The organism is Butyrivibrio sp. XBB1001, from assembly GCF_000424505.1.
In the GTDB taxonomy this organism is placed as follows: domain Bacteria; phylum Bacillota; class Clostridia; order Lachnospirales; family Lachnospiraceae; genus Butyrivibrio.
Genome location: NZ_AUKA01000001.1, coordinates 153,152 through 175,588, shown reverse-complemented (window position 1 = coordinate 175,588; position 22,437 = coordinate 153,152). Strand labels below are relative to the sequence as shown.

General features: G+C 38.4%; 26 protein-coding genes. 25 read left to right on the top strand and 1 reads right to left on the bottom strand.

Annotated features, from left to right (window positions below; genetic code table 11):
* Positions 1 to 17 precede the first annotated feature (17 nt).
* From G631_RS0100800 to rsfS, 25 genes are all read left to right on the top strand, one after another.
* On the top strand, positions 18 to 2,255 hold the full coding sequence (locus tag G631_RS0100800; protein ID WP_026487802.1) for a DNA gyrase/topoisomerase IV subunit A: 2,238 nt from the start codon (positions 18 to 20) through the stop codon (positions 2,253 to 2,255).
* Positions 2,252 to 2,806 carry a 16S rRNA (guanine(966)-N(2))-methyltransferase RsmD gene (rsmD, locus tag G631_RS0100795; RefSeq protein WP_026487801.1) on the top strand — a complete coding sequence of 185 codons (555 nt, stop codon included), beginning with the start codon at positions 2,252 to 2,254 and terminating at the stop codon, positions 2,804 to 2,806. Before G631_RS0100800 ends, rsmD begins: the two co-directional genes overlap by 4 nt.
* Entirely contained in the window at positions 2,807 to 3,295 is a 489-nt protein-coding gene (coaD, locus tag G631_RS0100790) for a pantetheine-phosphate adenylyltransferase (RefSeq protein WP_026487800.1), read from the top strand.
* A gap of 29 nt (positions 3,296 to 3,324) precedes the next feature.
* Positions 3,325 to 4,026, top strand: coding sequence for an ATPase (locus G631_RS0100785; RefSeq protein ID WP_026487799.1), 702 nt, complete (start codon positions 3,325 to 3,327; stop codon positions 4,024 to 4,026).
* Positions 4,027 to 4,114: 88 nt separating this feature from the next.
* Positions 4,115 to 5,161, top strand: coding sequence for an N-acetylmuramoyl-L-alanine amidase family protein (locus G631_RS0100780; RefSeq protein ID WP_026487798.1), 1,047 nt, complete (start codon positions 4,115 to 4,117; stop codon positions 5,159 to 5,161).
* On the top strand, positions 5,148 to 5,879 hold the full coding sequence (locus G631_RS0100775) for a pseudouridine synthase (protein ID WP_026487797.1): 732 nt from the start codon (positions 5,148 to 5,150) through the stop codon (positions 5,877 to 5,879). Before G631_RS0100780 ends, G631_RS0100775 begins: the two co-directional genes overlap by 14 nt.
* A gap of 18 nt (positions 5,880 to 5,897) precedes the next feature.
* The gene (locus tag G631_RS0100770) at positions 5,898 to 6,500 is read left to right on the top strand and encodes a hypothetical protein (protein ID WP_026487796.1); all 603 of its coding nucleotides are present in this window, start codon (positions 5,898 to 5,900) and stop codon (positions 6,498 to 6,500) included.
* Positions 6,501 to 6,515: 15 nt separating this feature from the next.
* Positions 6,516 to 7,517 (top strand): RluA family pseudouridine synthase, encoded by a 1,002-nt coding sequence (locus tag G631_RS0100765; protein ID WP_026487795.1) that lies wholly within the window; start codon positions 6,516 to 6,518, stop codon positions 7,515 to 7,517.
* 1 nt (position 7,518) lies between these two features.
* Positions 7,519 to 8,058, top strand: coding sequence for a Holliday junction resolvase RecU (locus G631_RS0100760; RefSeq protein WP_026487794.1), 540 nt, complete (start codon positions 7,519 to 7,521; stop codon positions 8,056 to 8,058).
* Positions 8,059 to 8,172: 114 nt separating this feature from the next.
* Positions 8,173 to 9,282: an ATP phosphoribosyltransferase regulatory subunit gene (gene hisZ, locus G631_RS0100755; protein WP_026487793.1), complete on the top strand. Its 1,110-nt coding sequence runs from the start codon at positions 8,173 to 8,175 to the stop codon at positions 9,280 to 9,282.
* A 15-nt stretch (positions 9,283 to 9,297) separates the two neighbouring features.
* The gene (gene hisG, locus G631_RS0100750; protein ID WP_026487792.1) at positions 9,298 to 9,939 is read left to right on the top strand and encodes an ATP phosphoribosyltransferase; all 642 of its coding nucleotides are present in this window, start codon (positions 9,298 to 9,300) and stop codon (positions 9,937 to 9,939) included.
* Positions 9,936 to 11,225 carry a histidinol dehydrogenase gene (hisD, locus tag G631_RS0100745; protein ID WP_026487791.1) on the top strand — a complete coding sequence of 430 codons (1,290 nt, stop codon included), beginning with the start codon at positions 9,936 to 9,938 and terminating at the stop codon, positions 11,223 to 11,225. Before hisG ends, hisD begins: the two co-directional genes overlap by 4 nt.
* Before the next feature lie 203 nt (positions 11,226 to 11,428).
* Entirely contained in the window at positions 11,429 to 12,019 is a 591-nt protein-coding gene (gene hisB, locus G631_RS0100740; protein WP_026487790.1) for an imidazoleglycerol-phosphate dehydratase HisB, read from the top strand.
* Positions 12,019 to 13,314 (top strand): bifunctional phosphoribosyl-AMP cyclohydrolase/phosphoribosyl-ATP diphosphatase HisIE, encoded by a 1,296-nt coding sequence (hisIE, locus tag G631_RS21480; protein WP_026487789.1) that lies wholly within the window; start codon positions 12,019 to 12,021, stop codon positions 13,312 to 13,314. The genes hisB and hisIE overlap by 1 nt, the downstream gene beginning before the upstream one ends.
* 9 nt (positions 13,315 to 13,323) lie before the next feature.
* Positions 13,324 to 15,204, top strand: a complete 1,881-nt coding sequence (locus tag G631_RS0100730) for a TIGR03960 family B12-binding radical SAM protein (RefSeq protein WP_026487788.1) — start codon at positions 13,324 to 13,326, stop codon at positions 15,202 to 15,204.
* Entirely contained in the window at positions 15,197 to 15,925 is a 729-nt protein-coding gene (locus tag G631_RS17575; protein ID WP_051196690.1) for a TIGR03936 family radical SAM-associated protein, read from the top strand. Before G631_RS0100730 ends, G631_RS17575 begins: the two co-directional genes overlap by 8 nt.
* Positions 15,918 to 17,078, top strand: a complete 1,161-nt coding sequence (locus G631_RS0100720) for a ribonuclease E/G (protein WP_026487787.1) — start codon at positions 15,918 to 15,920, stop codon at positions 17,076 to 17,078. Before G631_RS17575 ends, G631_RS0100720 begins: the two co-directional genes overlap by 8 nt.
* Before the next feature lie 99 nt (positions 17,079 to 17,177).
* Positions 17,178 to 17,486 (top strand): 50S ribosomal protein L21, encoded by a 309-nt coding sequence (gene rplU, locus G631_RS0100715; protein ID WP_026487786.1) that lies wholly within the window; start codon positions 17,178 to 17,180, stop codon positions 17,484 to 17,486.
* A gap of 22 nt (positions 17,487 to 17,508) precedes the next feature.
* Positions 17,509 to 17,838, top strand: coding sequence for a ribosomal-processing cysteine protease Prp (locus tag G631_RS0100710; RefSeq protein ID WP_026487785.1), 330 nt, complete (start codon positions 17,509 to 17,511; stop codon positions 17,836 to 17,838).
* A gap of 3 nt (positions 17,839 to 17,841) precedes the next feature.
* Complete coding sequence (gene rpmA, locus G631_RS0100705; protein WP_022774002.1) at positions 17,842 to 18,129, top strand: 50S ribosomal protein L27; 288 nt, start codon at positions 17,842 to 17,844, stop codon at positions 18,127 to 18,129.
* Positions 18,130 to 18,212: 83 nt separating this feature from the next.
* A complete protein-coding gene (gene obgE / locus G631_RS0100700) occupies positions 18,213 to 19,556 on the top strand; it encodes a GTPase ObgE (protein WP_026487784.1) in 1,344 nt (447 codons plus the stop codon).
* Entirely contained in the window at positions 19,553 to 19,864 is a 312-nt protein-coding gene (gene yhbY / locus G631_RS0100695) for a ribosome assembly RNA-binding protein YhbY (RefSeq protein ID WP_026487783.1), read from the top strand. Before obgE ends, yhbY begins: the two co-directional genes overlap by 4 nt.
* Before the next feature lie 40 nt (positions 19,865 to 19,904).
* Entirely contained in the window at positions 19,905 to 20,513 is a 609-nt protein-coding gene (nadD, locus tag G631_RS0100690) for a nicotinate-nucleotide adenylyltransferase (protein ID WP_026487782.1), read from the top strand.
* Entirely contained in the window at positions 20,510 to 21,091 is a 582-nt protein-coding gene (gene yqeK / locus G631_RS0100685; RefSeq protein WP_026487781.1) for a bis(5'-nucleosyl)-tetraphosphatase (symmetrical) YqeK, read from the top strand. The genes nadD and yqeK overlap by 4 nt, the downstream gene beginning before the upstream one ends.
* A 24-nt stretch (positions 21,092 to 21,115) precedes the next feature.
* Entirely contained in the window at positions 21,116 to 21,481 is a 366-nt protein-coding gene (rsfS, locus tag G631_RS0100680; protein WP_026487780.1) for a ribosome silencing factor, read from the top strand.
* A gap of 298 nt (positions 21,482 to 21,779) precedes the next feature.
* Here rsfS and lexA read toward each other — a convergent pair whose 3' ends face one another.
* The gene (gene lexA, locus G631_RS0100675) at positions 21,780 to 22,397 is read right to left on the bottom strand and encodes a transcriptional repressor LexA (protein ID WP_026487779.1); all 618 of its coding nucleotides are present in this window, start codon (positions 22,395 to 22,397) and stop codon (positions 21,780 to 21,782) included.
* Positions 22,398 to 22,437 lie beyond the last annotated feature (40 nt).

The following is a 22,437-nucleotide window of genomic DNA, read 5'->3' as shown; positions in this document are numbered from 1 at the left end:
ATTACTCGGGAGAAAAAATGGAAGATAGAATTATCAAAACCGAATATTCGGATATAATGCAAAAATCATTCATAGATTATGCTATGAGTGTTATTGTTGCCCGTGCGCTTCCTGATATCAGAGATGGTCTCAAACCTGTTCAGAGAAGAACTCTTTATGATATGTATGAACTGGGCATCAGATATGACAGACCTTACAGAAAAAGTGCCAGAATTGTGGGCGATACCATGGGTAAATACCACCCACATGGTGATAGCTCTATTTATGACTGTCTTGTAGTAATGACTCAAGACTTTAAAAAGGCTGTACCCCTTGTAGATGGTCATGGTAACTTTGGCAATATTGAGGGTGACTCGCAGGCAGCCATGCGATACACCGAGGCTCGTCTAGCCAAGATTACCCAGGAGCATTTCCTTGAAGATCTGGACAAGAATGTTGTTGATTTTGTTCCAAACTTTGATGAAACTGAAAGAGAACCATCTGTACTACCAGTTAAGATACCTAATTTCCTGATAAATGGATCTGAAGGTATAGCTGTAGGTATGGCAACCAGCACTCCTCCTCACAATTTAGCAGAAGTTATTGATGCTGAAATTGCCTATATGCAGGATGATACTCTTACTACCAAGGATCTTATGAAATACATAAAAGGTCCGGATTTCCCTACAGGCGGCATAGTCATCAATAAAGATGAACTTTTAGAAATCTATGAAACTGGTGTTGGTAAGATAAGGATCAGAGGTAAGGTAGAGACCGAAAAGGGCAAGAATGGTCATATCAATCTTGTTATTACTGAAATTCCATACACCATGATAGGTATGGGAATCGGTAAGTTCATGTCTGATGTAGCTGAGCTTGCTGAAAAGAAAGTTACAAACGATATTATTGATATTTCTAACCAGTCCTCCAAGGAAGGTATCCGCATTGTTATCGAACTTAAGAAGGATACTGACGTAGAGAACTTCACTAATCTTTTATACAAAAAGACCAAGCTTGAGGATACTTTTGGCGTTAACATGCTGGCCATCGATAATGGAAGGCCAGAGACCATGTCCCTTAAGGAAATCATGAGGGCCTGTGCCGATTTCCAGTTTGAAGTTGCTACACGTAAATACACAACACTTCTAAAAAAGGAACAGGATAAAAAAGAAATACAGGAAGGTCTCATAAAGGCTTGTAATGTAATTGATCTTGTTATTGAAATCCTTAGAGGTTCCAAGGATAGAGCTATGGCCAAGAATTGCCTTGTAAACGGAATCACTGATGGTATCAACTTTAAATCAAGAGAATCCAAGGCTATGGCTGCTCAGCTCATGTTTACTGATGCTCAGGCTGATGCAATTCTTGATATGCGTTTATATAAACTGATTGGTCTTGAACTTGAAGCTCTTGTTAAAGAGCACGAGGCTACAGTTGCAAATATTTACAGATATGAAGATATTCTTGAAAGCCACGATTCTATGTCAATGGTAATTCAGAATGATCTTCAGAAGATAAAAAAGGAATTCCAGTCTGCAAGGAGAACTGTTATCGATAACAGAGAAACTGCAGTTTATGAAGAAAAACCAGTAGAAGAGATGGACGTGGCTTTTATCATGGATAGATTCGGCTATGCCAAGACAATTGATGCTTCTACCTATGAAAAAAATAAAGAAACCATCCTTGCTGAGTTCAAATACTCATTCATAATGAAAAATACAGGAAAGGTATGTTTCTTTACAAATACCGGTAATCTTCATACAGTCAAGGCAATGGATCTTCCACAGGGCAAGATGAGGGATAAGGGAGTACCTATCGATAATGTAAGTAATTTTGATACTTCCAAGGAAACAATCATTCTTGCAGCCAGTCAGTCAGACCTTAATCTTTACAGAATTCTTTTTACAACCAAGATGTCTATGATGAAAATTGTAGATGGCGGAGAATTCGATGTTTCAAAGAGAACAGTAGCTGCCACAAAGCTTGCTGATGGGGATGAAGTTGTAAATGTTGAGATACTTCATGCTCAGAAGACTGTTATACTTAGGTCTAATGACGGATTCTTCCTTAGATTCTATGTAGATAGTATACCAGAGAAGAAGAAGGCTGCTGTTGGTGTAAGAGGAATGCGCCTTGGCAAAAATGATTATATTAGAGATGTCTTTTACCTTAACGATATGGAAGAAAGAGCAATAGAACATAACGACAAGGAGCTTCAGCTTGGACATCTTAAGGTAACCAGTCGTGATACAAAAGGAACAAAGGTAAGATTATGAGAGTAATTGCAGGTAGTGCCAGAAGACTTAAACTTGTAACTCCTGAGGGAAATGATACAAGACCAACTCAGGACAGAATCAAGGAAACATTATTTAATATGCTTCAGATGCAGGTTCCAGGGGCCATTTTCATTGATCTTTTTGCTGGAAGCGGTGGAATCGGTATAGAGGCGCTTTCAAGAGGAGCCAAAAAAGCTTACTTTATTGAAAATGCTCAGGGCGCTTATAAATGCATAATGGCCAATCTTAAGACTACTCATTTTGAGGAAAATGCAACAGTTCTCAAGCAGGACGTTGTTATAGGACTTAGAAATATTCATGAAGAAGAAGCTGACATAATTTTTATTGATCCTCCTTATCATGAAGATCTGTACGAGAGAACTTTAATGCAGCTTTCATCTATGGATTATGTTACTGAGCATACCATGATCATTTTGGAAAGCCCTCTTGAAATGGACTTTGATTTCGTAAATGATCTTGGTTTTGAAATCAGAAGAGTAAAAGAGTATAAAACAAATAAGCATGTGTTTATATATAGAAAGGCAGATTAAATGAAGACTGCATTATACCCAGGTAGTTTTGATCCAGTTACTTACGGACATTTGGACATTATAAGACGTGCATCCCGTATGTTTGATACAGTTATCGTGGCTGTCATGTGTAATTCCGCGAAAACTCCATTGTTTACGCTTGATGAACGTGTTAAAATGATAAGAGAGTCTGTAAAGGATCTTGATAATATCATTATTGAGTCTTTTGATGGACTACTTATTGATTATTGCAGGGAAAAGAATATTCATACAGTTGTAAGAGGCCTTCGCGCCATTACAGATTTTGAATATGAACTGCAGATAGCTCAGACTAACAGGGAATTATCCCATGGTGAAGTAGACACAGTTTTCCTTACAACTAATATCAAATATTCTTATCTTAGCAGCTCCGTTGTCAAGGAAGTTGCAAGCTATAATGGGGATATAACACCATGTGTTCCGGATTTTGTAGCAAATGCGCTATATAGTAAATTCGGATTTGACAGATAATTAAGAGACTAATTTAGGGGGATAATAGTATGACAAGTAGGATTGAGCAGCTGATTGATGAAATCGAAACCTATATCGATAACTGCAAGCCTCAGCCACTTTCACAGACGAAGATAATCGTCAACAAAGAAGAAATCGACGAACTTTTAAGAGAACTTAGAAGCAAAACTCCTGAAGAGATCAAAAGATATCAGAAGATCATCAGCAATAAGGAAGCCATTTTAAATGATGCAAGACAAAAGGCTCAGAACCTTATTGATGAGGCTACAGCTCATACTAATGAGCTTATCAACGAACATGAGATCATGCAGCAGGCCTATGCTCAGGCTAATGAGGTTGTATCTCAAGCCGCATCTCAGGCCAAGGAAATCCTTGATAGAGCCATGAATGAAGCCAATGACATGAAGGCTGCAGCTGTACAGTATACAGACCAGCTTCTTGCAGGTGTTGAGGATATTATTTCTCAGTCTATAGATGCAACAAGCAAAAATAACGATGATATTATAGCTAATATCAAACTTAACAGCGAAAATATGGTCAAATCAATCAACCAGAGTAATGACAGCATCCTGTCTGCTCTTACTCAGTACAGCGAAGTCATCAGATCCAACAGATCAGATCTTCGCCCGCCAGAGGTCGTTAAACAGGCTCCTGAGCAGGTTGCAGCTCCAGCTGAGGGTGGAAGCGAGGCTGTTTCCAATACAGCACCTTTAGATATCGATCTTCTTTAATGAGCAAAAGGCTGTCGCCATCGGCGGCAGCTTTTCTTAGATTATAGAAATTAGATTTTTGCTAGAATGATATTTTATAGGGGGATTTATGAAAAGATTTGTATCAGCTTTTTTCAGCTTTATTTGTGTTTTTATACTCGTTTTCTCTGGATATAGCACCACTAGTATTGCTGCTCCAAAGACCTACGTAATAGTTATAGATCCTGGCCATGGCGGAATTGGAGACAGAAATCTTGGAGCTCAGTATAACGGCTTTTCCGAAAAGGAATTAACCCTGATGGTTGCAAATGCCATGAAGGCAGAACTGGAAAAATATGACAATGTATCTGTATACCTTACCAGGGAAACAGACACTATTGTAGGTCTTGATACAAGAGCTGCAATAGCCAAGAATCTTGGCGCTGACTTTGTTTTCAGTATCCACTTCAACGCTTCTTCAGAGCATTTATACTACGGAAGTGAGATATGGACTTCTGCATTTGGCTCTTATTATCAAAAAGGCTATGATTTTGGCCAGATAGCAAGTAATGAACTGGCATCTCTTGGCTTATATCAAAAAGGTGTAAAGACTAAAATAGGAAATTCTGGGAAAGACTATTACGGAATTATCAGAAACTGTGTTGCGAGAGGAATCCCTTGTGATATAATTGAGCACTGCTATTTGGATCATGCTTATGATGTTCAGCACCTTAGTCAAAAGGATTTCTGCACTAAGCTTGGAGTATCAGATGCTACAGCAGTAGCTAAATATTTTAAATTAAAATCATCATCCACAGGGGTTGACTATTCAACCTTCTCTTATAAATCGGTTAAAAAGCCTACTAGTACTGTTTATCATGACACTACAGATCCTGATACATGCCAGATAAAGACTTTGGCCTATGACAGCACTAGCAGAAACGTCCTTGTAGAAATGACAACAAAAGACAAGCAAAGCCCCATAATTTATTTCTCTTATAGTTATGATGGTGGTACAACATTCTCATCTCTTCAAATGTGGGATAGGACCAAAGAGACTCAATCTTTTAACGTTAAGATTCCGGCTTCTGTAAAAACTTCTAAGATAGTATGCAGAGCTTATAATAGCTACGAACTGTTTACACAGAGTAATGAGGTAACAATTGAGACTAGATAAATTTTTAGGACTTATGGGCGTTGGTACCCGTAAGCAGATAAAAGAATATGTAAAAAACGGAAGATGTCAGGTAAATGGCATTGTAGTTTCCAAAGCTGACATCCATGTAAATGAGAATGAAGATGAAATAGCTTTTGACGGAAATGTCCTTGGGTATAGCAAGTACCATTACTTTATGCTGTACAAGCCTCAGGGAGTGGTATCAGCAACAACAGATGGAAGAAACACAACCGTTTTAGATCTTCTTGCAGAAGAAAATGTTAAGGGACTTAGTCCCGCAGGAAGGCTTGATATTGACACTGAAGGTCTTTTACTTTTGACAGATGATGGAGGTCTCATTCATAGGCTTCTTTCTCCAAAAAAGCACGTGGATAAGGTTTACGAGGTGCATCTAGCCAGCTCTTTATCAGAAGATGATATAGATAAGCTTCAGAAAGGTGTAGATATAGGAGATAAGAAAGATAACGGCGATATAGACTATACACTTCCAGCAAAGGTGATAGATAAAGGCCTGGATAGCGAAAATAGGCCCGTTGTGCATCTTATTATCCATGAAGGACGTTTTCACCAGGTTAAACGTATGATGGAAGCAGTGGGCAATGAAGTTCTTTTCCTAAAGCGTCTGTCAATGGGCCCACTTGTTCTTGATGAAAAATTAATGCCCGGAGAATACCGTAAACTAACAGATGAAGAACTTTCATCTCTCGGGGTAAAATAACTTGAAAGGTTTTGTTTTATGAAAAAGATTTATAAAGGGGATTTCGGATATATCAGATATAACAGGAAAAAAGCTATTATCAGGACAGCGATTTCCCTTGCGATTACACTACTTATCTTTGCAGCAGGTCTTATTATTTATCATTCTCAAAAAAGCGTATTTAGTATTATTGCAGCTCTAGGCTGCCTTCCTACAGGTTGGAGCGCAGTTAATATGATAATGCTCCTAAAGGCAAAGCCCTGTTCTGAAGAAGATCACAAGAAAATCTTAAAGCATTGCGGAGAACTGCTCATTCATTATGATCACGTGATCACATCCTATGACAAGAATTTTTACGTAAATGCTTCAACTGTTCTTGATAAAAATATTATTTGTTATACGGCTGATGAAGACATGGATATCGCTGACTGCGAGAAGCATATTAAAAAGATGATGGCCCCAAGCGGTTATTCAAGCTACAGCATTAAAATCTTCGACAATATAGATAAGTTCTGTGAAAGGCTTTCACAGCTTGAAAAGCTTAGAAGCGAAAAGGGCATAGACATGCAGAAGATTGAAGACTCCTGGCAACCTGGTACTGTACAGACGCCTGCGTCCATTCTTTTATCCATATCACTTTAATGGAGATAGCAGATCATGAAAGAAATCGTAATTGGGAATAATGAGGTAGAAAAGCGTTTAGACAGCTTTTTGAAATCATATCTTCCAAACGCATCCGCTGGCTTTATTTACAAGATGCTTCGCAAAAAGAATATTACTCTCAATGGCAAAAAAGCTGATGGCAAAGAAAAACTGTTAAAGGGCGATAAAATTGCAATCTTTTTTGCTGATGAGACCTTAGATAAATTCAGGGGCTCAAGTTCAAATACTAAAGAGTCTTCAAAAATTGCCTCAACAAGCGAATATAAAACTGCCTATGAAAAAATTGGAAATCTTCAGGTAGTATTTGAAAATGATCATGTTTTATTTGTAAATAAGCCTGCTGGAATATTAACCCAAAAGGCGCAAACAGGTGACCTTAGCCTTAATGAATGGCTAATTGGCTATATGCTTGAAAAGAAACAGATTTCTCAAGAGGAGCTTGAAATCTATAAGCCATCTGTCTGCAACAGGCTAGATAGAAATACAAGCGGCCTTGTTATTTGCGCAAAGTCTTTAAAGGGCGCAAGAGTTATGAATAAAATGCTAAAAGACAGAACTCTTGATAAGTATTATAGAACTATAGTTTCTGGGCATATTCAGGAAGGATCAAAGTTAAAAGGCTTTTTGTATAAGGACGAAACTCAAAATAAGGTCATTATCAAAAAAGATGATCCAGGGGATAATAAGTATTCCTATATAGAAACTGAATATATTCCTTTGAAATATCTTAAGGAACAGGATATGACTTATCTTGAAGTTAAACTAATTACTGGTAAACCGCATCAGATCAGGGCACATCTGCAGAGCCAAAATACTCCAATAATCGGGGATCATAAATATGGTGGCAAAAGTGTATATGGCCTTAAATTCCAGCTTCTTCACAGCTACAGACTTATTTTTCCAGATAAGATGGATGCTGAACTATCTGATCTATCTGGAAGAGAATTCATTGCAGAACTGCCAGATATATACGGCAGAATTCTAGAAAAGGGGTAATATGCCTACTTGGAAATCAAGAGGCCTTAGGGGGTCAACCTTAGAGGAACTAATAAACAGATCTAATGAGAGGTATCAAGAGCTATCTCTTGCACTTATCCAGAAGATTCCTACACCTATTACACCCATCAACATCGAAAAAGAAACACGCCACATCACTTTGGCATACTTCGACCAGAAGAGTACAGTTGATTATATCGGAGCTGTGCAGGGTATACCTGTTTGCTTCGATGCCAAGGAATGTGCATCTACAACTTTTACTCTTGAAAATATCCATCCTCATCAGGTCAGATTCATGGAAGACTTTGAAAAACAGGATGGAATCGCTTTTTTCTTAATATATTTCACTTCACTAAATGAATTTTATTATCTGCCCTTTAGACGCTTACTAGAGTTTTGGAAAAGAGCAGAAAACGGCGGCAGAAAGAGCTTTAGAAGGGACGAGCTTGATGACGGATATGTTATCAATTCTCCTGGGGAAAGCGGAATTCTAGTACCATATCTTGATCTTATCCAGAAAGATCTTGATGAAAGAGACTAATTACTTTTTTGTTGACATAGAACCAACCATCAGTTAAACTTTTTACTATGATAACATGCTAATGAATTAGCACTGTGCAGCGCTAAAGCGTTGTTTTTATAGAAAGAGGTGTTTATGACAAAAGTTCTTTTACATACTCCAGATGGCGTAAGAGATATCTATGGCAAGGAATGCAGCGATAGAAAGCTTATCTGTAACAGAATACATGACAAGATAAAAAGCTTTGGTTACAAGGACATAGAGACTCCGACCTTTGAATTTTTTGATGTATTTGCAGAAGAAATCAATGCTGCTGATACCAAGGAACTATACAAATTCTTTGACAAGGAAGGTAATACTCTTGTGCTTAGGCCGGACTTTACTCCTTCCATTGCCCGCTGCGCTTCCAAAGTAATGCTTGAGAATGGTAATCCTGTAAAGGTTGTTTACCAGGGCTCATCATTTCTTAATGTTTCAAACCTTCAGGGGAAGCTCAAGGAAAATTACAATATCGGCGTGGAGCTTATGAATGATCCTTCTGTCTATGCTGATGCTGAGGCCATAGCTCTTTTGATAGAAACTCTTAAATGCTCCGGACTTTCAGACTTTCAGGTCAGCATAGGAGATGCTGATTATTACAAGGGAATCTGTGAGGAAGCCGGCATTGACTCAGATACAGAAGAGGAGATCAGAGCCCAGATAATTGGTAAAAACTATTTTGCTGCCGAAGCTATCATGAGGGAAAAGAACGTTCCTAAGAAATATACCAAGCTTATCGTCAAGGTTTCAGAGTTTATAGGCTCAGACAGCGCTCTGGACAAGGCAATGGATGAAGCTTCTAATGAAAGATCTATATCTGCAGTTAAAAGATTAAAGGATCTCTATAAAGTACTTAGCTACTACGGCGTTGAGAAGTACGTATCCTTTGACCTTGGCATACTTTCAAGATTTAACTATTATACAGGCGTTATTTTTTCTGCCTACACTTACGGCGTTGGTGATGCAATAGCCAAGGGCGGCAGATACGACAATCTTCTTGGCAAATACGGAAAAGAAGTTCCATCTATAGGTTTTTCTATTGTAATAGATGACCTCATGTCAGCTCTTTACAGGCAGGGAATATCAGTAGAAAACAAGGAAGAAATACAAGTTTTAAAATATTCTCCTGATAATTTTAGAGAAGTCCTTGAAAAAGCCACAGAGCTTAGAAGAAGCGGACAAAACGTGAGCATGCAGATGGAATGATGGAGGCATAGGATTATGAGATATTTGACTTTTGCCCTTGGCAAGGGAAGACTAGTGGACTCCACAATGGAGCTTTTGAATAAATGCGGGATTACCTGTGATGAAATATTAGACAAAAAGACAAGAAAGCTTATTTTTACAAATGAGGAGCTAAAGCTTAAGTTTTTCCTTGCTAAGGGGCCAGATGTTCCAACTTATGTAGAATACGGCGCAGCAGATATCGGCATTGTAGGAGCAGATACAATTCTTGAAGAAAACAGAAGAGTATATGAAGTTTTAGATCTTGGCTTTGGAAAATGCAGAATGTGCGTCTGTGGCCCTCATGAAGCAAAAGAGCTTTTAGCCCATAGAGAGATGATACGAGTAGCCAGCAAATATCCTAATATTGCCAAGGATTATTTCTTTAATAAAAAGCATCAGACAGTAGATATCATCAAATTAAACGGATCAGTTGAACTAGGTCCAATAGTTAATCTTTCTGATGTTATCGTAGATATTGTTGAGACAGGCTCCACACTTCGTGAAAATGGCCTGGAAGTTCTTGAGGAAATCTGCCCATTATCTGCAAGAATGATTGTTAATCAGGTCAGTATGCAGATGGAAACAGAAAGAATCAGGAAACTAATAAATGATATGAAGGAGAAGTTAGATACATGAGAACTTTAAAACTTACAGAGGAGACAAAAAAAGAACTTCTCGGAAATCTTTTAAATAGAAATCCAGGAAGTTTTTCGGAATATGAGAATATTGTTAATGATATAATAGAAAATGTCAGAAATAATGGAGATAAAGCTCTTTTTGAGTATACTTCCAAATTTGACAAATGCCAGCTTGATAAGGATTCTGTTAAAGTAACTTCACAAGAAATAAAGGACGCATACAAAAAGCTAAATCCAGACCTTATAGAAGTAATGAAGAAAAGCGCTGAGAATATAAGAGTTTTTCACGAGAAGCAAAAGAGAAATTCCTGGATTGAAACCAGAGAAGATGGAAGTATTCTTGGAATGAGAATTATTCCAATCGAGATTTCAGGTGTATATGTACCAGGTGGAAAGGCAGCGTATCCATCAAGCGTTCTAATGAATGTTGTTCCAGCCAAGGTTGCAGGAGTTGAAAGAATTGTAATGTGCACACCTCCCGGACCAGACGGACTTGTTAATCCAGGAACCCTTGTTGCTGCTGATATTGCTGGGGTAACAGAAGTTTATAAAGTTGGCGGAGCGCAGGCAATAGCAGCTATGGCCTTTGGAACAGAGAGTATACCTAAGGTTGATAAGATAACAGGTCCTGGAAATATCTTCGTTGCCCTAGCCAAGAAAGCCTGCTTTGGACATGTTTCCATTGACTCTATAGCTGGACCAAGTGAGATTCTAGTTCTCGCAGATGAAACAGCAAATGCAAGATATGTAGCAGCAGATCTTTTATCACAGGCTGAACATGACGAGCTTGCAAGTGCGATTCTAGTTACAACTTCAGAAAAGCTTGCTGAAGATGTTTCAAAAGAAATAGATGAGTTTTTAAAGACTTTATTAAGGGCTGATATCATCAAAAAATCTCTTGATAACTATGGATATATTTTTGTTGCAAATAATAAAGAAGATGCCATAGATGCTGCTAATGCAGTAGCTTCAGAGCACCTTGAGATAATAACCAAAAATCCTTATGAGGATATGACAAAGATTAAGAATGCAGGAGCTATTTTCCTGGGAGAATATTCATCTGAGCCTCTAGGAGACTATTATGCAGGCCCAAATCACATCCTTCCAACAAATAGAACCTCTAGATTCTTTTCACCACTTAACGTAGATGATTTCCTCAAAAAGAGCAGCATTATATCCTACTCAAGGCAGGCCCTTTCAAAAGTACACCAGGATATAGAGCTCTTTGCCAAGGAAGAAGGACTTACAGCTCACGCCAATTCTATAGCTGTAAGATTTGAATGATTTACAACATTCATTAACCCAAATAGTCAACAATAAATTTGTTGACCGAGTTGGTTAATACGAATTTAGCTAAATGATAAACTGTTAAATAGCCTTAAATATTGCAAGTTAACTTTCTAAATAGAACATAAACTGCAAGTTATTTAATTTTAATAAATTAATTTAACAATATTTTGTGAAATTAATTTAAGGAGACACAATCTATGGAAAACCGAGAAGCGACAATTGCAAGAAAGACAAAAGAGACTGATATTTCCATTTCTCTTAATATTGATGGAAAAGGTAACAGCAATATTGAAACTGGCAATGGTTTCTTTGATCATATGCTGGATGGATTTGCAAGACATGGCTTTTTTGATCTTACAGTAAAAGCCCATGGAGATTTAAATGTGGATTGCCATCACACAGTGGAAGATACAGGAATAGTACTTGGCCAGGCTATTGCAAAGGCTATTGGTGATAAAAAAGGTATAAAGAGATACGGAAGTATGATCCTTCCAATGGATGAAACTCTTGTAATGTGCGCCATAGACCTTTCCGGAAGACCTTATTTTGTGATGGATGGCGAATTTACAGCGCCTATGGTGGGAGATTTTGATACTCAGATGGTCAGGGAATTCTTTTACGCCATATCCTATAGCGCTGGCATGAATCTCCACCTGCGCATCATAACTGGACAAAATGATCATCACAAAATTGAAGCTTTATTTAAGGCCTTTGCCAAGGCTCTGGATGAAGCCACTACTATAGACCCAAGAATAGAAAATGTACTCAGCACAAAAGGAGCGCTTTAATGTCAGAGTTTAAGAAAATTTATGCATCAATTTATCTGGAAAATGAAAAGGCCACAAAATCCCTCATAAGTTCGGACTATCTTGCCGAGTCTCCTGTTGAACTTGCAATTAGATATTCCAATGACAACGTAGATGGGATAATTGTTTTTGACAAGTCTCCTTCAGGTGATGACAAAGCCCACGAAAAAGCTCTCGATATTATAAAAGAGATCTGCAAAAACAGTGATGTTCCAGTCATAGGTGCTGGAAATGTAAAACGTATGGAGGACATAAAAAAGCTCCTCTACGCAGGCTGTAAAAAGGCTTGTCTTAATTTTTCCAAAGCCGGAAATATAGATATTCTCAAGGAAGTATCTGATAAATTCGGCAAAGATAAAATAGTTATCTGCTACAAGGATGAAGCTCAGATCATAGATAACAAAAGTGCTGTAAAAGAGTTTTCTAACGAGCTTATATATATATCACCTGGAAAGGCAGATACAACTATCAGTGATGAGATTGTCCTTCCTGTAATTGTTTTAAAAGATAACCATGAAGTTTCTCCTCTGGATATTTTTAAAGAAAATGATATAATCTTTGGAATTTCAGGAAATATAATAAACGACAATTCTAAAGACGTTTCAAGCATAAAAGCTGCCTGTCTTAAAGAAGGCCTTAATATGTTCAGATTTATTCCAAAATTTTCCTGGGAAAATCTTAAGAAAAACTCTGATGGAATGGTACCTGTCATTGTACAGGACTACCGCACAGATCAGGTTCTTATGTTGGCATATATGGACAAAGAGGCTTATAATAAAACTCTAAGTACAGGAAAAATGACATATTTTAGCCGCAGCAGAAATGAGCTTTGGATAAAGGGTGAGACAAGTGGCCACTATCAATTTGTTATGTCGCTTACAGCTGATTGCGATCTTGATACAATCCTTGCCAAGGTAAAACAGGTTGGAGCAGCCTGCCACACTGGCAGCTACTCATGCTTCTTTAACGAAATCGCTAAAAAGGATTATAGCGAAAAGAACCCTCAGAAGGTACTTGATAGTGTATTTGAAGTGATAAAAGACAGAAAGGCAAATCCAAGAGAAGGCTCCTATACCAATTATCTTTTTGATAAAGGGCTTGATAAAATCCTTAAAAAGGTAGGGGAAGAGGCCACAGAAATGGTAATTGCCGCTAAAAATGAGGGTTCAAACGAAATAGTTTACGAAATGTCTGATTTCCTGTATCATATGATGGTCCTCATGGCTGAGAAAAATGTCAGCTGGGAGGATGTAACAGACGAACTATCTAGACGATAAGGGAAAAATATGAATTATAATTTAGCACTTTCAGATGAGATACTTCTTAGCATCGAGAAGCCAGAAAGATACATTGGCAATGAGGTCAACAGTGTAGTAAAGGATAAATCCAAGGTTGATATCCGATTTGCCATGTGTTTTCCTGATGTATATGAGATTGGAATGTCTCATCTTGGAATCCAGATTCTTTATGGAATGTTTAATTCTTTTGATGATGTCTGGTGCGAGAGGGTTTATTCCCCTTGGACCGATATGGACAAACTCCTCAGGGAAAAAGACATTCCTCTTTTTGCGCTTGAATCTCAGGACCCTGTAAGGGACTTTGATTTCCTTGGCTTCACAATTCAGTATGAGATGTGTTACACCAACATTTTGCAGGTGCTTGATCTATCAAAGATTCCGCTTCTTTCCAAGGACAGAACCTGGGATGATCCAATTGTTGTCGGCGGCGGTCCATGCACCTATAATCCAGAGCCCATCACTGATTTCTTTGACTTTTTCTACATTGGAGAAGGCGAGACAAGATATAGAGAGATTTTCGAGCTTTATAAAAAAGCCAAAAAAGAAGGCTATTCCAGACAAGAATTCCTAAGAGAGGTATCCCATATTCCTGGAATGTATGTGCCTTCTCTTTATGACGTCAAATACAAGGAAGATGGAACAATCCTTTCCATGGACCCAATCTATGAAGATGTTCCTAAAACTATTTATAAAGAAATGTGCAGAGACCTCTCACATGAATTCTACCCAACAAAGCCTGTTGTGCCTTACATTAAGATCACACAGGACAGAGTTGTTCTGGAAGTTATGAGAGGTTGCATTAGAGGCTGCAGATTTTGTCAGGCTGGCCAGCTCTATAAGCCTCTTAGAGAAAAGGACGTCGATCACCTTAAGAAACTAGCAATTGAATCCCTGAAGAACACAGGTTATGAAGAAATTTCACTGAGCTCCTTAAGTTCTTCTGACTACAGCAAGCTTCCTGAGCTTTTGGATTTCCTTATAGAAGAATGTAATGACAAAAAGGTCAATATTTCTCTGCCTTCTCTTAGAATTGATGCATTTTCACTTGATGTAATGAGTAAGGTGCAGGATGTTAAAAAGAGCTCCCTCACCTTTGCTCCAGAAGCAGGAACTCAGCGAATGCGTAATGTTATAAATAAGGGCCTTACTGAGGAAGATATTCTTAGAGGCTCCCACGAGGCTTTTCTTGGCGGCTGGAATAAGGTTAAGCTTTACTTCATGCTGGGACTTCCTACAGAGACTGACGAGGATATTCTAGGAATTGGCGATATTGCCAATAAAGTTGCTGTTGAATATTTTGAGACTGTTCCCAAGGAAAAGAGAAACGGCAGAACTATAGACATCGTTGCCTCCACCTCTTTCTTTGTTCCAAAGCCCTTTACTCCTTTCCAGTGGGCTCCAATGAACACCAAGGAAGAGTTCCTTGAAAAAGCAAATAAGACAAGAAAAGGCATTATGTCTCAGCTTAATCAGAAGCATATCAAGTACAACTGGCATGAGGCAGATGCTAGTATGATGGAGGGTATCCTTGCCAGAGGCGACAGAAAGCTTAACGAGGTAATTTTAAAAGCCTATCAGAGAGGCTGTATTTACGATGCCTGGGGAGAATATTTCAAGTTTGATGTCTGGATGGATATCTTTAAAGAATGCGGAATCGATCCTTTCTTTTATACAACAAGGGAGCGTGCAGAGGATGAGATATTCCCTTGGGATATCTTAAACTGCGGAGTTACGAAGGCATTTCTTTTAAGAGAGTGGAAAAACGCCCTTGAAGGCAAGCCATCTACCAACTGTAGACAAAGCTGCCTTGGATGTGGAGCTACCTCCTATAAGGTTGGAGTATGTATGGAGGATAGAAATAATGCATAAACTTAGACTTAAATTTTCTAAAAACGGTCCAATCAAGTTCATAGGCCATCTGGATGTTATGCGTTATTTCCAAAAGGCCATAAGAAGGGCTGAAATTGATATTAAATATTCAGAAGGTTTTAGCCCTCACCAGGTTATCTCTTTTGCCCAGCCTCTTAGCGTTGGCGCTACAAGCGATGGCGAATATATGGATATGACCGTAAATACCATGGCTAGCTGCGAAGATATTATGAACAGATTAAATGCTGTCATGAATGAGGGAATTTCAATACTTGCTGTAGAGGAGCTTTCAGATTCCTCTGAAAAAGCCATGACCGCAGCATATGCAGCCAAATATATAATTAAGTTTAGAGAAAGTCTAAAGCCTGATTTTGACTGGATTGCTGACTTTAAAGCTTATTTGTCACAAGATAAGCTCCCAGCCATTAAGAAAACTAAAAGTGGTGAAAAAGAAATAGATATGAAGCCCATGATCTTTGATTATTCCTTTGATGAAGAGCATGAGTCTGTAACAATGCTCCTAAGTATGAGCAGCCTTGCCACTTTAAAGCCAGCACTTTTATTTGGTGGTTTTATGAAATCAAAGGGGCTTGAACTTGACAACAGTGCTCTTGACCTTCACAGAGCTGATATCTATAAACTGTGCGAAGATGGAGAAAAGAGCTATATTGAGCCATTTATAACTGACGATACTAGTAAGAGGTTTTATTTAAATGTCTGACGGACAGATAATTCTTTCAAAATATCATAATGCACCTGTTATAACAGGCTTTATTGATGGAAAAATGGAATTTCTTTCTTTTGACAGAAAAAGCCAGGTACACGAAGTATATCTTGGCAAGGTCGATCATATAGTCAAAAACCTGAACGCTGCTTTTATAAGATATGGTCAGGATAGTATCGGCTATTTGTCCCTTCAGAATATATCAAATGTTTGTGTAACTAACAGAAATATTGAAGAGAAAGCCGCCTTAAAAAGCGGAGACGAAGTTATAGTCCAGATTGAATCTGAGGCCATTAAGAGCAAAAAGTCCAAGCTCACAACCTCAATGTCTATATCTGGTAAATACTCTGTTATAACCCTCGGAAGAAGCGGTGTAGGTGCTTCTTTAAAGCTAAATGATGCTAAGAGAAAGGCCCTCATAGATATAACCAAGCCTGTTTTTGAATCTACGCTTGAAAGATTCCAAAGGGAAAAGAATTTATCTTTTAGCGCAGGACTTATTGTAAGAACAAATGCTGTAGATATTCCGGAGGAAAGCTACATATCCGCCATAACAGAAGATATTGCAGAATGTCTCATGCGCATAAGCTTAATACTTACAGAGGGCAGGAAAAGAACTATCTACAGCCTTCTGTATTCTCCTGAAAATTCAAGTCTTGATAAAGCCAGGGCATTTCTTAGAAACAGAGGTATAACTGACTTTGAAGTCATAGAAGATACTGGTATACATGGTATCAATTCTAAGATAGACAGCCTTCGCCAAAATAAGATCTGGCTTAAAAGCGGAGCATTTCTAATAATTGAGCAGCTTGAGAGCTTTAATGCAATAGATGTAAACACCGGAAAGGCCATAAAGGGCAAAAAAGACATATCTATGGCTGTAAATCTTGAGGCTGCAGATGAGATCATGCGACAGGTAAGACTACGTAATCTTACAGGTATGATTCTTATAGATTTCATAAACATGAAAGATGAAAAGAATTATGAAATCTTGATAGGGCATATGACTGAACTATGCAGAAAAGATCCCATACACACTAACTTTGTAGATGTGACGGGGCTTGGCATTATGGAGCTTACAAGAAATAAAAACGATAAATCATTAAAAGAAATTTTGCAAGAAGTTGAAAATGCTGTTGACAATAGATAAATACAGTGTTATATTATTATGGTATGCCGCTTAACTAGGCTTAAGTGAATCTTTTGATTCCGCCAAAGTTAGCGAGTTTTTTGAAGAAGGAGGTAACTTATGTACGCAATTATTGTAACTGGTGGTAAGCAGTACAAAGTTTCCGAGGGCGACGAGATCAGAGTAGAGAAGCTTGATGTCGAGTCTGGAAAAGAAGTAACATTTGATAATGTTATCGCAGTAAACGACGGAAAGGCACTTAAGGTAGCTGGCGATGTTAGCTCAGCTAAGGTTAGCGCAACAGTTGTTGAGCAGGGCCGTGCTAAGAAGGTTGTTGTTTACAAGTACAAGAGAAAGACTGGCTATCACAAGAAGAATGGTCACAGACAGCCTTTCACACTTGTTAAGATTGACAAGATCACACTGTAATTATTGAAAACGTCTAAATAGCATGACTACTATAACTATTACAAAAAAATCTGATGATACATTTAAGAGCATTGAATGCAATGGACACGCAGGTTACGCAGAGTATGGCGAAGATATTGTTTGTGCTGCAGTATCTGTTCTTACGATCAATCTTGTTAATTCCATCGATTCTTTGACGGAAGACAAGATCATAGTTGATCAAGACGAAGACCAGGGTCTTATCAGGATTAGATTTGAGAATGAGCCTTCTCATGATGCAGATCTTCTTCTTAAATCTTTCGAGTTAGGTGTAGACAGCATATTCAGACAGTATGGTAAGAAATTTTTGAACATTAAATTTAGGAGGGAATAAGTCATGATGAATATGAACCTTCAATTTTTTGCTCATAAGAAGGGTGTTGGATCTACTAAGAACGGTAGAGATTCAGAATCCAAGAGACTTGGAGCAAAAAGAGCTGACGGACAATTCGTAAAGGCCGGTAATATTTTATACAGACAGCGTGGAACACACATTCATCCTGGTGTAAATGTAGGCATCGGTAGCGATGATACATTATATGCACTTGTTGATGGTGTTCTTAGATTTGAGCGCAAGGGCAGAGATAAAAAGCAGGCTAGCGTTCATCCTGTAGAGAATAAGTAATTATTTTTGTTTAATCGGGCTTCAAACATGTTTGTTTGAAGCCCTTTTTCAAACTTTTGTGTTTCTATATAAAAAGGAGTAATATGCCTGTATTTGTAGATAAAGCAAAGATATTTATATCTAGCGGGAAAGGTGGCGATGGCCATATTTCCTTTAGAAGAGAAAAATTCGTAAATAACGGCGGCCCAGACGGCGGAGACGGCGGTAAAGGCGGCGATATTATATTTAAAGTCGATGAGGGTATCAACACTCTTGCCGATTTTCATTATGGTGGAAAATATAAGGCAGAGAATGGTCAGGATGGTAATAAGAGACGTTGCCATGGCAAAAATGGCCAGGATCTTGTCATTAAGGTTCCAGAGGGAACTGTAATAAAAGAAGCTAATAGCGGCCAGGTTATTGCCGATATGAGTGGTGATAACAAAGAAATGGTCATCTTAAAGGGTGGCAGAGGCGGAAATGGAAACATGCATTACGCAACCTCTACAATGCAGGCTCCTAAGTATGCTCAGCCTGGTCAGCCTGCCCTTGAACTTGAAGTTTTACTTGAGCTTAAGGTCATTGCTGATGTAGGTCTTGTAGGCTTTCCTAATGTTGGAAAATCTACTTTCCTGTCCAAGGTTTCAAATGCTAAGCCAAAGATTGCCAATTATCATTTCACAACTCTTTCTCCAATGCTTGGAGTTGTTGATCTTAAGGATGCAAGAGGCTTTGTAGTTGCTGATATTCCTGGTCTTATAGAAGGTGCTTCTGAAGGCCTTGGTCTTGGTCATGAGTTTCTGCGTCACATAGAGAGAACAAGAGTAATGATCCACGTGGTAGATGCAGCTTCAACAGAGGGCCGTGATCCTTTAGAGGATATCGAAGCCATCAATAACGAGCTTAAAAATTACAACGCTGATATCACTCAAAAGCCACAGGTTATTGCAGCCAATAAGATTGATATGCTTCCTGAGGGAGAACAGGCCGAGATCATACAGAAAATCCGTGACAAATATGAACCTCTTGGAGTTAAGGTATTTGCTACTTCCACACTTACTGGTCAAGGGATTCAGGAACTGTTATACTATATTAGTAAGGTATTATCTGATATTAACGAAAAGCCTGTTGTATTTGATCAGGAATTCTTCCCTGAGACAATGGCTAGAACAGCAGATGATGCATTTACAGTAGAGTATGATCCAGAAGAGAAGGAATACGTTGTAGAAGGCCCTAAGATTGAGAAAATGCTTGGCTATACCAACCTTGAATCTGAGAAGGGCTTTGCTTTCTTCCAGAAGTTCATGGCTGACAACGGCATTTTGGATGAACTTGAGAAATTACATATCCAGGAAGGCGATACCGTGCGCATGTACGGCTTTAGCTTTGAGTATTACAGAAATGCTGATACAGCACCTGGAGATTTTGAAGAGGATGAAGAAGAATGACATTAACTAGTAAACAAAGAGCATATTTAAAAAGCCTTGCATCTGATCTTGAGCCAGTTTTTCAGATTGGTAAATCAAGTGTAAGCCCAGAAGTTACAGAGGCTATAACAGAAACCTTTAACACTCATGAGCTTGTTAAGATAACAGTTTTAAAGAACTGCTTAGAGGATGTCAATGAGGTAGCCAGAACAGTATCTGAGCGTACAAGATCAGAACTTGTTCAGGTTATTGGTAGAAGATTTGTGCTTTACAAGCCTTTCAAGGATGATCCTAAGATTGTTTTACCTAAAGCTAACAAGAAGGCTTAAATGAAACTGTCACCTATTTATACCAAAAGGAGGCCTGGCTATGGAATGCAGAAAGATTGGTATACTTGGAGGAACATTTGACCCTATTCACAATGCACATTTGCTATTAGGCGAAGCTGCCAGAGAACAGTTTGGGCTTGACAGAGTTATCTATATTCCCAATTATCTGGCTCATATGCCTAACAGAAAAGAGGTATCTGGAACAGAAGAGCGTTATCAAATGGTCAAGATGGCCATAGAAGATAACCCTTATTTTACATGCTCCAGACTTGAAATCGATAAAGAAGGCGGCTCCTACACCGTAGATACAATTAATGACTTAAAAAACATGTATCCCGGAGATGAGCTTTATCTTATTCTTGGCGCTGATTCTGTACTTGGTATTGACAGCTGGTACAAGGCACCAGAGCTACTTGGCTCATGTATTATCCTTGCAGCCACCAGACGTGAGGATGACACAGCTGCCCTTGATAAAAAGAGAAGTGAGCTTAAAGATTTATATAATGCAGACATCAGACTTTTGACCTTTAATCGTATTGATATTTCCGCTACGGATATCAGAGAACGTATAAAGAGTGGAAAATCTGTAAGATACATGCTACCTGATAAATGCATTGAATACATATGTATAAAGGGGTTATATAAATGAGAACACTTGAGATTTCACAGAAATTAAGAAAAGAGTTACAGGAAAGTCTTAAGCCAGATAGATTTGATCATACCCTTGGAGTAGCTTATACCGCAGCGGCTTTGGCTTTTGCCCATGGGGCTGATGCTGAGAAAGCTCTTATAGCTGGTATGCTTCATGACTGTGCAAAATGCATGAGTCATGACGAGCAGATAAAAATATGCGAAAAGAACAACATTGAAATATCAGATGTAGAGAAAAGAAATCATTCTCTTTTGCATGCTAAGGTTGGAATGTATCTTGCAAGAACTAAATATGACGTGTATGATACAGAAATACTGAATGCAATAAGATGGCATACAACTGGAAGAGAAGATATGTCTCTTTTGGAGAAAATTGTTTACATCGCTGATTTTATAGAACCCAATAGAAAGCCTCTAGAGGGGATGGATATTATCAGAAAAGAGGCATTTACAGATATAGACAGATGTCTTGCTCATATACTTCATGATTCTGTGATCTATTTGGATACAATAGGCAAGGAAGTAGATGAAGCTACAAATAATGCATATCAGTATTACAAAAAGTACTACAAATAAGATTGTTTTAAAGCGAGGTATTTAATGGCAGATTTAAGTGTTTCAAAGAAAATGGCCAGCATGGCTGTAGACGCCCTTGAAGATAGAAAGGGAGAAGATGTTAAGGTTCTTGATATCAGCGAGATTTCAACTCTTGCAGACTACTTCATAATTGCTGGCGGTACTAATATAAATCAGGTTCAAGCTATGGCCGACAATGTACAGGAAGTACTTGGAAGAGCCGGACATATGACCAAAAATGTTGAAGGTTATGAATCTGGAAATTGGATCTTACTTGATTTTGGCGATATTATTGTTCACGTTTTTGACAATGAGAACAGATTATTCTACGATCTTGAGAGAATCTGGAGAGATGGAAAAGTCATCGACAAGGAAGATTTAGATAAATAAATATATTACGCTCAGCCCCAAGGTGTCCATTCGGAAATGCTTGTTTTCGTCTACGGTGTGATTTTCTAAGATTCATAAATGAAGAGAGCTCTCCTCTCAGCGTTGTTCGTATCAGTCGAGCTCCCTTCATTTATTCATCTTGAAAATCATCATCCTCGTCCGAGAACTGCACATTTCCAAACAGGCACCTTGGGGCTGGGTTGTCTATGATATAGTCATTAAACAAAAACCGAGCTTCGAAAAGCCCGGCATTTTGTAAAATATGTTTATGCGACTAAACAAAATCATATAATAAGAATCAATAAAATCTCATAACACCAAAGACTTTACCAAGTATCTGGCAATCATCTACTATAATGGGATCCATAGTGTCATTTTCAGGTTGAAGTCTGATATGTCCCTTTTCTTTGTAAAATGTCTTAACAGTAGCAGAATCGTCAATAAGAGCTACGACCTGTTCACCATTCTTGGCAGTATTACACTGCTCAACAAAAATCTGGTCCCCATCAAAGATTCCAGCATTGATCATTGATTCACCCTTGACCTTAAGGATGAAAGCATTGGCTCCCTTAGGACACATGCTTGCCGGAATAGGAATATATGAATCAATATTCTCCTCAGCAAGAATAGGCTGTCCAGCTGCTACCTGCCCAATAACGGGAATACTAACAATTTCAGATCTAACCATATTAAAGCCATCATCACATATCTCAATAGCGCGGGGTTTAGTAGGATCTCGTCTGATATATCCATTCTTCTCAAGGGTCTCAAGATGAGAATGTACAGAAGATGTAGACTTAAGATTAACAGCCTTGCATATATCTCTTACAGCTGGAGGGAATCCTCTCTGCAGAGTCTGCTCCTTGATATAATCAAGAATCTCCTGTTGTTTCTTAGAAATATTACCTTTCTCCATTGGCACCCTCCTAAAATTTATTAAATCGGTTGAAACTCAC

Bases quoted from the DNA above. Each gene is read 5' to 3' on its own strand.
- G631_RS0100800 (WP_026487802.1), top strand. From the start codon at position 18: ATGGAAGATAGAATTATCAAAACCGAATATTCGGATATAATGCAAAAA.
- rsmD (WP_026487801.1), top strand. From the start codon at position 2,252: ATGAGAGTAATTGCAGGTAGTGCCAGAAGACTTAAACTTGTAACTCCT.
- coaD (WP_026487800.1), top strand. From the start codon at position 2,807: ATGAAGACTGCATTATACCCAGGTAGTTTTGATCCAGTTACTTACGGA.
- G631_RS0100785 (WP_026487799.1), top strand. From the start codon at position 3,325: ATGACAAGTAGGATTGAGCAGCTGATTGATGAAATCGAAACCTATATC.
- G631_RS0100780 (WP_026487798.1), top strand. From the start codon at position 4,115: ATGAAAAGATTTGTATCAGCTTTTTTCAGCTTTATTTGTGTTTTTATA.
- G631_RS0100770 (WP_026487796.1), top strand. From the start codon at position 5,898: ATGAAAAAGATTTATAAAGGGGATTTCGGATATATCAGATATAACAGG.
- G631_RS0100765 (WP_026487795.1), top strand. From the start codon at position 6,516: ATGAAAGAAATCGTAATTGGGAATAATGAGGTAGAAAAGCGTTTAGAC.
- G631_RS0100760 (WP_026487794.1), top strand. From the start codon at position 7,519: ATGCCTACTTGGAAATCAAGAGGCCTTAGGGGGTCAACCTTAGAGGAA.
- hisZ (WP_026487793.1), top strand. From the start codon at position 8,173: ATGACAAAAGTTCTTTTACATACTCCAGATGGCGTAAGAGATATCTAT.
- hisG (WP_026487792.1), top strand. From the start codon at position 9,298: ATGAGATATTTGACTTTTGCCCTTGGCAAGGGAAGACTAGTGGACTCC.
- hisD (WP_026487791.1), top strand. From the start codon at position 9,936: ATGAGAACTTTAAAACTTACAGAGGAGACAAAAAAAGAACTTCTCGGA.
- hisB (WP_026487790.1), top strand. From the start codon at position 11,429: ATGGAAAACCGAGAAGCGACAATTGCAAGAAAGACAAAAGAGACTGAT.
- hisIE (WP_026487789.1), top strand. From the start codon at position 12,019: ATGTCAGAGTTTAAGAAAATTTATGCATCAATTTATCTGGAAAATGAA.
- G631_RS0100730 (WP_026487788.1), top strand. From the start codon at position 13,324: ATGAATTATAATTTAGCACTTTCAGATGAGATACTTCTTAGCATCGAG.
- G631_RS17575 (WP_051196690.1), top strand. From the start codon at position 15,197: ATGCATAAACTTAGACTTAAATTTTCTAAAAACGGTCCAATCAAGTTC.
- G631_RS0100720 (WP_026487787.1), top strand. From the start codon at position 15,918: ATGTCTGACGGACAGATAATTCTTTCAAAATATCATAATGCACCTGTT.
- rplU (WP_026487786.1), top strand. From the start codon at position 17,178: ATGTACGCAATTATTGTAACTGGTGGTAAGCAGTACAAAGTTTCCGAG.
- G631_RS0100710 (WP_026487785.1), top strand. From the start codon at position 17,509: ATGACTACTATAACTATTACAAAAAAATCTGATGATACATTTAAGAGC.
- rpmA (WP_022774002.1), top strand. From the start codon at position 17,842: ATGATGAATATGAACCTTCAATTTTTTGCTCATAAGAAGGGTGTTGGA.
- obgE (WP_026487784.1), top strand. From the start codon at position 18,213: ATGCCTGTATTTGTAGATAAAGCAAAGATATTTATATCTAGCGGGAAA.
- yhbY (WP_026487783.1), top strand. From the start codon at position 19,553: ATGACATTAACTAGTAAACAAAGAGCATATTTAAAAAGCCTTGCATCT.
- nadD (WP_026487782.1), top strand. From the start codon at position 19,905: ATGGAATGCAGAAAGATTGGTATACTTGGAGGAACATTTGACCCTATT.
- yqeK (WP_026487781.1), top strand. From the start codon at position 20,510: ATGAGAACACTTGAGATTTCACAGAAATTAAGAAAAGAGTTACAGGAA.
- rsfS (WP_026487780.1), top strand. From the start codon at position 21,116: ATGGCAGATTTAAGTGTTTCAAAGAAAATGGCCAGCATGGCTGTAGAC.
- lexA (WP_026487779.1), bottom strand. From the start codon at position 22,397: ATGGAGAAAGGTAATATTTCTAAGAAACAACAGGAGATTCTTGATTAT.